The following is a 13,030-nucleotide window of genomic DNA, read 5'->3' as shown; positions in this document are numbered from 1 at the left end:
GCACTGTCTTATTATTAGGAATTGTGTATTTGACGAAGGGATGATGGCGTGAAGATTTATCTGGTCGGTGGTGCTATTCGGGATGCATTGTTAGGGCTACCGGTCAAAGACAGAGATTGGGTGGTAGTCGGCAGTACGCCACAGGAGATGCTCGACGCGGGCTACCAGCAGGTAGGCCGCGATTTTCCTGTGTTTCTACATCCGCAAACGCATGAAGAGTATGCGCTGGCACGTACCGAACGGAAATCCGGTTCCGGTTACACCGATTTTACTTGCTATGCCGCACCGGATGTCACGCTGGAAGATGATCTTAAGCGTCGCGATCTGACCATTAATGCGCTGGCCCAGGACGATAACGGCGAGATTATCGACCCGTACAACGGTCTGGGCGATCTGCAAAATCGTCTGTTGCGCCATGTTTCCCCCGCTTTTGGCGAAGATCCGTTACGCGTACTGCGCGTGGCGCGTTTTGCTGCGCGTTATGCCCACCTCGGTTTTCGTATTGCCGATGAAACTCTGACGCTGATGCGCGAGATGACCCATGCGGGTGAACTGGAACACCTGACGCCTGAACGGGTATGGAAAGAGACGGAAAGCGCCCTCACCACCCGCAATCCACAGGTGTTCTTCCAGGTACTGCGCGATTGCGGCGCACTGCGCGTTTTATTCCCGGAAATTGACGCACTGTTTGGCGTTCCGGCCCCTGCCAGGTGGCATCCGGAAATCGACACGGGTATTCATACCTTAATGACGCTCTCAATGGCGGCGATGCTGAGTCCGCAGGTCGATGTCCGTTTCGCAACTTTATGCCACGATCTCGGTAAAGGACTGACGCCGCCAGAACTTTGGCCGCGTCATCATGGTCACGGTCCGGCGGGTGTGAAATTAGTGGAACAACTCTGCCAGCGTCTGCGCGTGCCAAATGAAATTCGCGATTTAGCCAGACTGGTGGCTGAGTTTCACGATCTCATCCACACCTTCCCAATGCTGAACCCAAAAACTATCGTCAAATTGTTTGATTCCATCGACGCCTGGCGTAAACCGCAGCGTGTCGAGCAACTGGCGCTGACCAGCGAGGCTGACGTACGCGGCAGAACCGGTTTTGAATCAGCGGACTACCCGCAAGGCCGTTGGTTGCGCGAAGCCTGGGAAGTGGCGCAGTCAGTGCCGACAAAAGCGGTCGTTGAAGCGGGATTTAAAGGTGTGGAGATTCGCGAGGAGCTGACCCGACGGCGGATTGCGGCGGTAGCCAGTTGGAAGGAACAACGTTGCCCAAAGCCTGACTGAGTATAAAACTAAACGTTAACACGAACCATCCCCTCGCCCCTTCGGGGAGAGGGTTAGGGTGAGGGGAACAGACCAGCACCGGTGCGAACAATCACCCCCACCCCGGCCCTCTCCCTACAGAGCGAGGGAGAAAACCAGGCCTGCTCCCGAACCTTTTCTCAATCAAAAGAACACGACGTACACCGCAGCCGCCACAATAAAGCGATAAATGGCGAACGGGATAAACGAAATGCGCTTAATCAATTGCAGGAAGGTTTTAATCGCTATCAGCGCCACCACAAAAGCGGTGATAAACCCAACGGCAAACATCGAGATATCGCCGGTTGTCAGGAAGCCCCAGCTTTTGTAGAGATCGAGCGCCGTTGCGCCCATCATCATCGGTACCGCCAGCAGGAACGAGAACTCGGAAGCAGCGTAACGGCTCACGCCCATCAGCATCCCACCTGAAATGGTGGCCCCGGAACGGGAGAAACCCGGCCACAGCGCCAGACACTGGAAACAGCCAATCATAAACGCCTGACGATAGGTCATATCATCAAGACCCGGCGCACGCGGCTCTTTCGGCTTCAGGCATTCGGCGGCAATCAGCAACAAACCGCCAACGACCAGTGCATACATCACATTTATCGGGTTAAACAATGACTTAATCGTGTCGTGGAACAACAGCCCCAGTACCACCGCCGGAATCATCCCCAGCAAAATGTGGATCAGCGTTAAACGACCTTTGCTTTCTCCTTCGTGCTGCAACGGGCGGCCAAAGTGGATGCCAATCAGGCCAAACAGACGCCGCCAGAACATCACTACTACCGCCAGAATTGATCCTAACTGGATCACAACTTCAAAGGTTTTCGCCGTGTCGCCCTCGAACCCCAACAAGTGACCGACAATAATCATATGGCCCGTGCTGGATACCGGCAGAAATTCTGTCAATCCTTCGACCACACCCAATATTGCCGCTATCAGCAGCGAGTGCATATCGCTCATCAATAAACCCCTAAATTATTAAAATGTACCGCTTGTCCGGACTACTGCAGTAAGACCAGGTTATAACCGTTTGGTTTAACAGCTGTAAAATTAATTATTTTCTTTCAGATTATTGCCACGCTCAATGATTACACCAACATTCGCCGCCCGCGCCATTGCGCCTGGCTTGCTGAGTTTGATGCGCACCCACGGCGAGTTGAAGCGTGCTAACAGCAGCTCCGCCACCTCTTCAGCCACGCGTTCCACCAGCGCAAAACGCGCCCCCTCGACGTGGCTGACCACCGTTTCTGCAATGTCAGCGTAACTGAGGCAATCCGCCACATCATCACTTTTCGCCGCTTTACGGTTATCCCATGCCATTTCGATATCGAACACTAACTTCTGTTCGATGGTCTGTTCCCAGTCGTAAACACCAATAGTGGTGATTACCGAAAGTTGCTCTATAAATACAATATCCATCACGTCCTGCCTGCTTTTTGGCTAACCGGATACCACTTCCGGCGAAATGTGCGTATTATCCACAGATTCATCGTTGAACACGAATTTTCAAAACGGAACAGCTTATGAGTGCAATCGCGCCTGGAATGATCCTCATCGCGTACCTCTGCGGCTCCATTTCCAGTGCCATTCTGGTTTGCCGCTTGTGTGGGCTGCCCGATCCGCGAACCAGCGGCTCCGGCAATCCAGGCGCAACCAATGTGTTACGTATCGGTGGCAAGGGAGCAGCCGTAGCAGTACTGATTTTCGACGTTCTGAAAGGAATGTTGCCCGTCTGGGGCGCGTATGAATTAGGTGTCAGCCCCTTCTGGTTAGGCTTAATTGCCATCGCCGCCTGTCTTGGACACATCTGGCCCGTTTTCTTCGGATTTAAAGGAGGAAAAGGCGTTGCTACCGCTTTTGGTGCCATCGCACCCATTGGCTGGGATCTCACCGGAGTAATGGCGGGAACCTGGTTACTGACCGTGCTATTGAGCGGATACTCGTCGCTGGGAGCGATTGTCAGTGCACTGATTGCTCCGTTTTATGTCTGGTGGTTTAAGCCACAATTCACCTTCCCGGTTTCGATGCTCTCTTGCCTGATCCTGCTGCGTCATCATGACAACATCCAGCGTCTGTGGCGTCGTCAGGAGACAAAAATCTGGACGAAATTCAAAAGAAAGCGCGAAAAGGATCCCGAGTGATTTCTGGTGGATCTACATGACCTGATAGCCTTCATCGGGCTTGCCCAGCCGTTGCTGGCACCATGCCGCCAGAAATTCCACGCAGACACGTAATTTCATGCTGCGATAGAGCGGCTCCCGGTAAACAGCCCAGATATTGGCGCTTTGTGCATACTCCGGCAATACTTGCACCAGTTTGCCACTCTCCAGAAACGGCAACACATCCCACTCGGAACGCAGCATAATCCCTTTGCCCTCCAGCGCCCATTGCAACACTATCTCGCCGCTATTGGAGGAAAGATGCCCGCTAACCTTCACCGATTTTTTCTCCTGACCGTTCCCCAACTCCCATATTCCGTGGGTCATATCGCGCTCTTTGGTCACCAGACAGTCATGACGACTTAATTCCTGTAATGATTGTGGCTGCGGATATTTTTGCAGATACTCAGGTGCTGCGCATAATATTCTTTTATTTTTCGTTAACAGATGCGCAATATAATAATCAGGAATTTCGTCATTAATACGAATATCCAGATCAATATTATCCTGCACTAAATCAATTTGCCGATCGAACAATTCAAAATGCACCTGTAACTCAGGATAATTGCGCATAAGTTCGGTAATGGCTGGCGCAATATGGCTGCGCCCAAAACCAAAACTGCAACCAATACGAATCATCCCCTCCGGGCGCGTTTTGATTTGCGTGACGTCATCGACCAGTCGCTGATATTGGGTGAGGATTTCCAGCGCATGTTCGTAACAACGTTGGCCACTTTCAGTCAGCGCCACGCCGCGAGCGGAGCGGTTCAGCAGCGTTGTTGCCAGCGTATTTTCAAGGATTTGGATCCGCTTGGTGACAAATGCAGGCGTCTGCCCAAGCGTCGCCGCTGCGGCGCTAAAACTCCCGCTGTGGACGATTTCTACCAGTACCTGCAAGTCTTTGGCTAAAGGCCAGCTATTCAGCATCGTTAATTATCCGCAGTTGTGATAAGCGCAGTGTATTTCGCAAAACATTGCCATTCCCTGCTCTGGCGCAATATTCATTCTTATTTTCGCGTTGATTCACGAATTGTTAATTACATATTCACGGTGGCAAAAAATATAAAACCACATTTTTAGTGGTAGTTTGTGGCGGTGAATTTTTCCAGACAAATACAAAAACTGGAGTTGCCATGATGAGCGAAAGTAATAAGCAACAGGCAGTGAATAAGTTGACGGAGATTGTCGCTAACTTTACCGCCATGATTTCTACCCGAATGCCTGATGACGTGGTGGATAAACTAAAACAGCTAAAGGATGCCGAAACGTCGTCGATGGGGAAAATTATCTACCATACGATGTTCGACAACATGCAAAAAGCGATTGACCTGAATCGTCCTGCCTGTCAGGACACCGGGGAGATTATGTTCTTCGTTAAAGTCGGTTCCCGCTTCCCACTGCTTGGCGAGCTGCAAAGCATACTCAAACAAGCCGTGGAAGAGGCAACCGTCAAAGCGCCACTACGTCACAATGCGGTAGAAATTTTTGACGAAGTAAACACCGGCAAAAATACCGGTAGCGGCGTACCGTGGGTCACCTGGGACATCATCCCCGACAATGACGATGCGGAAATCGAAGTTTACATGGCAGGCGGCGGCTGCACGCTACCTGGCCGCTCGAAAGTGTTAATGCCGTCAGAAGGCTACGAAGGCGTGGTGAAATTCGTCTTCGAAAATATCTCCACCCTCGCCGTAAACGCCTGTCCACCGGTACTGGTGGGCGTGGGCATCGCCACCTCGGTGGAAACCGCCGCCGTACTCTCGCGTAAAGCCATTTTGCGCCCGATTGGCAGCCGCCATCCCAATCCAAAAGCGGCAGAACTGGAGCTACGCCTGGAAGAAGGACTCAACCGTCTGGGGATTGGTCCACAAGGGCTGACTGGCAACAGTTCAGTGATGGGCGTACATATCGAATCTGCCGCCCGCCATCCGTCAACCATCGGCGTTGCTGTCTCTACCGGCTGCTGGGCGCATCGTCGCGGCACACTGCTGGTTCATGCCGATCTCACCTTTGAAAATCTGTCTCACACCCGGAGCGCGTTATGAAAAAGATCCTGACAACCCCGATCAAAGCTGAAGATCTGCAAGATATTCGCGTCGACGATGTGATCTACCTGACCGGTACGCTGGTGACCTGCCGTGACGTTTGTCACCGCCGCTTGATCGAACTGAAACGTCCGATCCCTTACGATCTCAACGGCAAAGCGATTTTCCACGCTGGCCCCATCGTGCGCAAAAACGGCGATAAATGGGAGATGGTTTCCGTTGGCCCGACAACCAGTATGCGTATGGAAAGTTTTGAACGTGAATTTATCGAGCAGACCGGCGTGAAACTGGTGGTTGGCAAAGGCGGAATGGGGCCGCTGACCGAAGAAGGCTGCCAGAAATTCAAGGCGCTACATGTGATTTTCCCGGCAGGCTGCGCGGTGCTGGCGGCAACCCAGGTGGAAGAGATTGAAGAAGTGCACTGGACAGAGCTCGGAATGCCGGAGTCGCTGTGGGTCTGTCGGGTCAAAGAGTTCGGCCCGCTGATTGTCTCTATTGATACCCACGGCAACAACCTGATAGCCGAAAACAAAAAGCTGTTCGCCGAACGCCGCGATCCCATCGTGGAAGAGATCTGCGAGCACGTCCATTACATCAAATAACCCTCCCGGAGAGGCTCGCCCCCTCTCCTTTTTCGCAGGCATAACACGATGAAACCTTCCACTGAATGGTGGCGATACCTTGCGCCGCTGGCGGTCATCGCCATTATTGCTCTAATTCCGGTTCCCGCAGGGCTGGAGAGTCATACCTGGCTCTACTTTGCCGTTTTTACTGGCGTGATCGTTGGACTGATCCTCGAACCCGTGCCGGGTGCCGTGGTGGCGATGGTGGGTATATCCATCATCGCCATACTCTCTCCCTGGCTGCTGTTCAGCCCGGAGCAGCTCGCTCAGCCAGGCTTTAAATTCACTGCAAAATCCCTCTCGTGGGCCGTTTCCGGTTTTTCTAATTCGGTTATCTGGCTGATTTTCGCCGCCTTTATGTTTGGCACAGGCTATGAAAAAACCGGGCTTGGACGCCGCATTGCGCTGATTCTGGTGAAAAAGATGGGACATCGCACGCTGTTTCTCGGCTATGCGGTGATGTTCTCCGAGCTGATCCTCGCACCTGTAACACCGTCCAACTCGGCGCGTGGTGCGGGGATTATCTATCCCATCATCCGTAACCTGCCACCGCTCTATCAATCACAACCAAACGACAGCAGTTCGCGCAGCATTGGCTCGTACATCATGTGGATGGGGATTGTTGCCGACTGCGTGACCAGCGCCATTTTCTTGACGGCGATGGCACCAAACTTGCTGTTAATTGGACTGATGAAAAGCGCATCTCACGCCACGCTGAGTTGGGGCGACTGGTTCCTCGGGATGTTGCCGCTCAGTATTTTGCTGGTGCTGCTGGTTCCCTGGCTGGCTTATGTGCTGTACCCGCCGGTACTGAAGTCTGGCGATCAGGTGCCGCGCTGGGCAGAGACGGAACTGCAGGCAATGGGCCCGCTCTGTTCGCGTGAAAAACGGATGCTGGGGCTGATAGTAGGCGCGCTGGTGCTGTGGATTTTCGGCGGTGATTATATCGATGCCGCGATGGTCGGTTACAGCGTGGTGGCACTGATGCTGCTTCTGCGCATTATCAGTTGGGACGACATTGTCAGTAATAAAGCGGCGTGGAACGTTTTCTTCTGGCTGGCCTCGCTTATCACCCTCGCTACCGGACTCAACAACACCGGTTTTATTAGCTGGTTTGGCAAACTGTTAGCAGGCAGCTTAAGCGGTTATTCGCCAACGATGGTGATGGTGGCGTTGATTGTGGTGTTTTATCTGCTGCGCTACTTTTTCGCCAGCGCCACGGCGTATACCTCCGCCCTCGCACCGATGATGATTGCCGCTGCGCTGGCGATGCCGGAAATCCCGCTGCCGGTGTTCTGCCTGATGGTTGGCGCGGCAATTGGTCTGGGGAGCATTCTTACACCATACGCCACCGGACCCAGTCCGATTTACTACGGTAGTGGTTATCTGCCAACGGCGGATTACTGGCGACTGGGGGCGATTTTTGGGCTGATATTCCTCGTGTTGCTGGTGATTACCGGCTTACTGTGGATGCCCGTGGTGTTGCTTTAAGTGAGGACGGTGCCGGAAATTGCTCTCCGGCACCCAATAGTTTTACGCAGCCGGTAACTCCGCCAGCGGCCAGCGCGGACGCACGCTAACGCCGAGATCCGCCGTCGCGCCTGCTTTAAACCGCACCATTCCGGCATAGGCGATCATCGCGCCGTTATCAGTACAAAACTCCGGACGCGCGTAGAACACTTCGCCGCGGCGTTTTTTCATCATTTCAGCCAGCTTCGCCCGTAACGTGCGGTTAGCACTCACGCCGCCCGCCATGACCAGTCGCTTAAAGCCCGTCTGATCCAACGCTCGCTTACACTTAATCATCAACGTATCGACCACCGCATCTTCAAAGGCGCGGGCGATATCAGCACGCGTCTGGTCGTCGGTGCCGTTGTCACGAATCGTGTTCGCCGCAAAGGTTTTCAGACCAGAAAAGCTGAAATCCAGCCCCGGACGGTCGGTCATCGGACGCGGGAAAACAAAGCGCCCGGCAGTACCCTGAGCCGCCATTTTCGACAGTAACGGTCCGCCAGGATAATCCAGCCCCAGCAGCTTCGCGGTTTTATCAAACGCTTCACCGGCGGCATCATCGATAGACTCGCCGAGCAGCTCGTACTGACCAATGCCAGTCACGCTGATTAACTGCGTATGACCGCCGGACACCAGCAGCGCGACAAACGGAAATTCCGGCGGGTTATCTTCCAGCATCGGCGCTAACAGATGCCCTTCCATATGGTGTACCGGGATTGCCGGAACGTTCCAGGCAAACGCCAGAGAACGCCCCACGGTTGCGCCAACCAGCAGTGCGCCGACTAATCCAGGGCCTGCGGTATAGGCCACAGCATCAATGTCTTTTGCCGTTAAGCCAGACTCCTTTAGCGCCGCCTGGATCAACGGTACGGTTTTGCGCACGTGATCGCGGGAGGCCAGTTCAGGCACGACGCCGCCATAGTCAGCGTGCAATTTCACCTGACTATACAATTGGTTGGCTAACAAACCTTTTTCATCGTCGTAAATGGCGATGCCGGTTTCATCGCAGGAAGTTTCAATACCCAGTACACGCATGACTTGTTTTACCTCGCTTTATTACCGCGCAGTGTAGGACCAATGCGGGTTGATGTAAAACTTTGTTCGCCCCTGGAGAAAGCCTCGTGTATACTCCTCACCCTTATAAAAGTCCCTTTCAAAAAGGCCGCGGTGCTTTACAAAGCAGCAGCAATTGCAGTAAAATTCCGCACCATTTTGAAATAAGCTGGCGTTGATGCCAGCGGCAAACCGAATTAATCAAAGGTGAGAGGCACATGCCGGTAATTAAAGTACGTGAAAACGAGCCGTTCGACGTAGCTCTGCGTCGCTTCAAGCGTTCCTGCGAAAAAGCAGGTGTTCTGGCGGAAGTTCGTCGTCGTGAGTTCTATGAAAAACCGACTACCGAACGTAAGCGCGCTAAAGCTTCTGCAGTGAAACGTCACGCGAAGAAACTGGCTCGCGAAAACGCACGCCGCACTCGTCTGTACTAATTCCCCGAGAGCGTTGCTCTCCGATCAGACCGAGTTGTAGTTGTAAGGCCGTGCTTCCGAAAGGAATGCGCGGCTTATTTTCGTTTATGAATTGCTAAAAATCGGGGCCTATGGCTGGACGAATCCCACGCGTATTCATTAATGATCTGCTGGCACGCACTGACATCGTCGATCTGATCGATGCCCGTGTGAAGCTGAAAAAGCAGGGCAAGAATTTCCACGCGTGTTGTCCATTCCACAACGAGAAAACCCCGTCATTCACCGTTAACGGTGAGAAACAGTTTTACCACTGCTTTGGATGTGGCGCGCACGGCAACGCGATCGACTTCCTGATGAACTACGACAAGCTCGAGTTCGTTGAAACGGTCGAAGAGCTGGCAGCAATGCACAATCTTGAAGTGCCATTTGAAGCAGGCAGCGGCCCCAGCCAGATCGAGCGCCATCAGAGGCAAACGCTTTATCAGTTGATGGACGGTCTGAATACGTTTTACCAACAATCTTTACAACAACCTGTTGCCACGTCTGCGCGCCAGTATCTGGAAAAACGCGGATTAAGCCACGAGGTTATCGCTCGCTTTGCGATTGGTTTTGCGCCCCCCGGCTGGGACAACGTCCTGAAGCGGTTTGGCGGCAATCCAGAAAATCGCCAGTCATTGATTGATGCGGGGATGTTGGTCACTAACGATCAGGGACGCAGTTACGATCGTTTCCGCGAGCGGGTGATGTTCCCCATTCGCGATAAACGCGGTCGGGTGATTGGTTTTGGCGGGCGCGTGCTGGGCAACGATACCCCCAAATACCTGAACTCGCCGGAAACAGACATTTTCCATAAAGGCCGCCAGCTTTACGGTCTTTATGAAGCGCAGCAGGATAACGCTGAACCCAATCGTCTGCTTGTGGTCGAAGGCTATATGGACGTGGTGGCGCTGGCGCAATACGGCATTAATTACGCCGTTGCGTCGTTAGGTACGTCAACCACCGCCGATCACATACAACTGTTGTTCCGCGCGACCAACAATGTCATTTGCTGTTATGACGGCGACCGTGCAGGCCGCGATGCCGCATGGCGAGCGCTGGAAACGGCGCTGCCTTACATGACAGACGGCCGTCAGCTACGCTTTATGTTTTTGCCGGATGGCGAAGACCCTGACACGCTGGTACGAAAAGAAGGTAAAGAAGCGTTTGAAGCGCGGATGGAGCAGGCGATGCCGCTTTCCGCATTTCTGTTTAACAGCCTGATGCCGCAAGTTGATCTGAGTACCCCTGACGGGCGCGCACGTTTGAGTACGCTGGCACTGCCATTGATATCGCAAGTGCCGGGCGAAACGCTGCGAATATATCTTCGTCAGGAATTAGGCAACAAATTAGGCATACTTGATGACAGCCAGCTTGAACGATTAATGCCAAAAGCGGCAGAGAGCGGCGTTTCTCGCCCTGTTCCGCAGCTAAAACGCACGACCATGCGTATACTTATAGGGTTGCTGGTGCAAAATCCAGAATTAGCGACGTTGGTCCCGCCGCTTGAGAATCTGGATGAAAATAAGCTCCCTGGACTTGGCTTATTCAGAGAACTGGTCAACACTTGTCTCTCCCAGCCAGGTCTGACCACCGGGCAACTTTTAGAGCACTATCGTGGTACAAATAATGCTGCCACCCTTGAAAAACTGTCGATGTGGGACGATATAGCAGATAAGAATATTGCTGAGCAAACCTTCACCGACTCACTCAACCATATGTTTGATTCGCTGCTTGAACTGCGCCAGGAAGAGTTAATCGCTCGTGAGCGCACGCATGGTTTAAGCAACGAAGAACGCCTGGAGCTCTGGACATTAAACCAGGAGCTGGCGAAAAAGTGATTTAACGGCTTAAGTGCCGAAGAGCGATCGGGAAGCCCCCGACAGCCGCACTGAGAGGCAGCGGCAAATATATAAGTACGCCCTCGTAATTATCGTTGGCGGTAAACAACCGTTGGATTTCAGCGTTAACGGCTGAAGGACATCGGGTCAATCGCCCAACACCAACCTCATGAAATAAGTGTGGATACCGTCTTATGGAGCAAAACCCGCAGTCACAGCTGAAACTTCTTGTCACCCGTGGTAAGGAGCAAGGCTATCTGACCTATGCCGAGGTCAATGACCATCTGCCGGAAGATATCGTCGATTCAGATCAGATCGAAGACATCATCCAAATGATCAACGACATGGGCATTCAGGTGATGGAAGAAGCACCGGATGCCGATGATCTGATGCTGGCTGAAAACACCGCGGACGAAGATGCTGCCGAAGCCGCCGCGCAGGTGCTTTCCAGCGTGGAATCTGAAATCGGGCGCACGACTGACCCGGTACGCATGTACATGCGTGAAATGGGCACCGTTGAACTGTTGACCCGCGAAGGCGAAATTGACATCGCTAAGCGTATTGAAGACGGGATCAACCAGGTTCAATGCTCCGTTGCTGAATATCCGGAAGCGATCACCTATCTGCTGGAACAGTACGATCGTGTTGAAGCAGAAGAAGCGCGTCTGTCCGATCTGATCACCGGCTTTGTTGACCCGAACGCAGAAGAAGATCTGGCACCTACCGCCACTCACGTCGGTTCTGAGCTTTCCCAGGAAGATCTGGACGATGACGAAGATGAAGACGAAGAAGATGGCGATGACGACAGCGCCGATGATGACAACAGCATCGACCCGGAACTGGCTCGCGAAAAATTTGCGGAACTACGCGCTCAGTACGTTGTAACGCGTGACACCATCAAAGCGAAAGGTCGCAGTCACGCTGCCGCTCAGGAAGAGATCCTGAAACTGTCTGAAGTATTCAAACAGTTCCGCCTGGTGCCGAAGCAGTTTGACTACCTGGTCAACAGCATGCGCGTCATGATGGACCGCGTTCGTACGCAAGAACGTCTGATCATGAAGCTCTGCGTTGAGCAGTGCAAAATGCCGAAGAAAAACTTCATTACCCTGTTTACCGGCAACGAAACCAGCGATACCTGGTTCAACGCGGCAATTGCGATGAACAAGCCGTGGTCGGAAAAACTGCACGATGTCTCTGAAGAAGTGCATCGCGCCCTGCAGAAACTGCAGCAGATTGAAGAAGAAACCGGCCTGACCATCGAGCAGGTTAAAGATATCAACCGTCGTATGTCCATCGGTGAAGCGAAAGCCCGCCGTGCGAAGAAAGAGATGGTTGAAGCGAACTTACGTCTGGTTATTTCTATCGCCAAGAAATACACCAACCGTGGCTTGCAGTTCCTTGACCTGATTCAGGAAGGCAACATCGGTCTGATGAAAGCGGTTGATAAATTCGAATACCGCCGTGGTTACAAGTTCTCCACCTACGCAACCTGGTGGATCCGTCAGGCGATCACCCGTTCTATCGCGGATCAGGCGCGCACCATCCGTATTCCGGTGCATATGATTGAGACTATCAACAAACTCAACCGTATTTCTCGCCAGATGCTGCAAGAGATGGGCCGTGAACCGACGCCGGAAGAACTGGCTGAACGTATGCTGATGCCGGAAGACAAGATCCGCAAAGTGCTGAAGATCGCCAAAGAGCCAATCTCCATGGAAACGCCGATCGGTGATGATGAAGATTCGCATCTGGGGGATTTCATCGAGGATACCACCCTTGAGCTGCCGCTGGATTCTGCGACCACCGAAAGCCTGCGTGCGGCAACGCACGACGTGCTGGCTGGCCTGACCGCGCGTGAAGCGAAAGTTCTGCGTATGCGTTTCGGTATCGATATGAACACCGACCACACGCTGGAAGAAGTGGGTAAACAGTTCGACGTTACCCGCGAACGTATCCGTCAGATCGAAGCGAAGGCGCTGCGCAAACTGCGTCACCCGAGCCGTTCTGAAGTGTTGCGTAGCTTCCTGGACGATTAAT

12 protein-coding genes are annotated in these 13,030 nt (G+C 53.1%); 8 read left to right on the top strand and 4 right to left on the bottom strand.

Annotated elements, in window-relative coordinates; genetic code table 11:
• The first annotated feature begins 48 nt into the window (after positions 1–48).
• Positions 49–1,287, top strand: a complete 1,239-nt coding sequence (gene cca / locus C1P89_RS23365; RefSeq protein WP_000708437.1) for a fused tRNA nucleotidyltransferase/2',3'-cyclic phosphodiesterase/2' nucleotidase/phosphatase Cca — start codon at positions 49–51, stop codon at positions 1,285–1,287.
• A 162-nt stretch (positions 1,288–1,449) separates the two neighbouring features.
• On the opposite strand, the gene bacA is transcribed toward cca, so the two are convergent.
• Both bacA and folB read right to left on the bottom strand, forming a co-directional pair.
• Entirely contained in the window at positions 1,450–2,271 is an 822-nt protein-coding gene (gene bacA, locus C1P89_RS23360; protein WP_005137087.1) for an undecaprenyl-diphosphate phosphatase, read from the bottom strand.
• A 90-nt stretch (positions 2,272–2,361) separates the two neighbouring features.
• Positions 2,362–2,730, bottom strand: a complete 369-nt coding sequence (gene folB, locus C1P89_RS23355; protein ID WP_005137085.1) for a bifunctional dihydroneopterin aldolase/7,8-dihydroneopterin epimerase — start codon at positions 2,728–2,730, stop codon at positions 2,362–2,364.
• Positions 2,731–2,834: 104 nt separating this feature from the next.
• Between folB and plsY the strand changes: the two genes are divergently transcribed.
• Positions 2,835–3,452 carry a glycerol-3-phosphate 1-O-acyltransferase PlsY gene (gene plsY / locus C1P89_RS23350; RefSeq protein ID WP_001272796.1) on the top strand — a complete coding sequence of 206 codons (618 nt, stop codon included), beginning with the start codon at positions 2,835–2,837 and terminating at the stop codon, positions 3,450–3,452.
• A gap of 12 nt (positions 3,453–3,464) precedes the next feature.
• On the opposite strand, the gene ttdR is transcribed toward plsY, so the two are convergent.
• Positions 3,465–4,397 (bottom strand): L-tartrate utilization transcriptional activator TtdR, encoded by a 933-nt coding sequence (gene ttdR, locus C1P89_RS23345; RefSeq protein WP_000935206.1) that lies wholly within the window; start codon positions 4,395–4,397, stop codon positions 3,465–3,467.
• A 206-nt stretch (positions 4,398–4,603) separates the two neighbouring features.
• Here ttdR and ttdA point away from each other — a divergent pair, with 206 nt between their 5' ends.
• Genes ttdA through ttdT form a run of 3 tightly spaced genes read left to right on the top strand, consistent with a single transcriptional unit; the run spans position 4,604 to position 7,629 of the window.
• Positions 4,604–5,515, top strand: coding sequence for a L(+)-tartrate dehydratase subunit alpha (ttdA, locus tag C1P89_RS23340; protein ID WP_000986797.1), 912 nt, complete (start codon positions 4,604–4,606; stop codon positions 5,513–5,515).
• On the top strand, positions 5,512–6,117 hold the full coding sequence (ttdB, locus tag C1P89_RS23335) for a L(+)-tartrate dehydratase subunit beta (protein ID WP_000722950.1): 606 nt from the start codon (positions 5,512–5,514) through the stop codon (positions 6,115–6,117). The genes ttdA and ttdB overlap by 4 nt, the downstream gene beginning before the upstream one ends.
• Before the next feature lie 48 nt (positions 6,118–6,165).
• Positions 6,166–7,629: an L-tartrate/succinate antiporter gene (gene ttdT, locus C1P89_RS23330; RefSeq protein WP_000804919.1), complete on the top strand. Its 1,464-nt coding sequence runs from the start codon at positions 6,166–6,168 to the stop codon at positions 7,627–7,629.
• 42 nt (positions 7,630–7,671) lie between these two features.
• On the opposite strand, the gene tsaD is transcribed toward ttdT, so the two are convergent.
• The gene (gene tsaD / locus C1P89_RS23325) at positions 7,672–8,685 is read right to left on the bottom strand and encodes a tRNA (adenosine(37)-N6)-threonylcarbamoyltransferase complex transferase subunit TsaD (protein WP_001264365.1); all 1,014 of its coding nucleotides are present in this window, start codon (positions 8,683–8,685) and stop codon (positions 7,672–7,674) included.
• A 236-nt stretch (positions 8,686–8,921) separates the two neighbouring features.
• Between tsaD and rpsU the strand changes: the two genes are divergently transcribed.
• From rpsU to rpoD, 3 genes are all read left to right on the top strand, one after another.
• Positions 8,922–9,137: a 30S ribosomal protein S21 gene (gene rpsU, locus C1P89_RS23320; RefSeq protein ID WP_001144069.1), complete on the top strand. Its 216-nt coding sequence runs from the start codon at positions 8,922–8,924 to the stop codon at positions 9,135–9,137.
• Between the two features lie 110 nt (positions 9,138–9,247).
• Positions 9,248–10,993, top strand: coding sequence for a DNA primase (gene dnaG / locus C1P89_RS23315; RefSeq protein WP_000918827.1), 1,746 nt, complete (start codon positions 9,248–9,250; stop codon positions 10,991–10,993).
• Positions 10,994–11,187: 194 nt separating this feature from the next.
• Positions 11,188–13,029: an RNA polymerase sigma factor RpoD gene (gene rpoD / locus C1P89_RS23310; RefSeq protein WP_000437371.1), complete on the top strand. Its 1,842-nt coding sequence runs from the start codon at positions 11,188–11,190 to the stop codon at positions 13,027–13,029.
• Position 13,030: the final 1 nt, after the last annotated feature.

The sequence above is a fragment of the Shigella sonnei genome, assembly GCF_002950395.1.
Taxonomy (GTDB): domain Bacteria; phylum Pseudomonadota; class Gammaproteobacteria; order Enterobacterales; family Enterobacteriaceae; genus ECMA0423.
The sequence above is the reverse complement of the archived record's forward strand: the minus strand, read 5'-3'. Positions and strand labels throughout refer to the sequence as shown.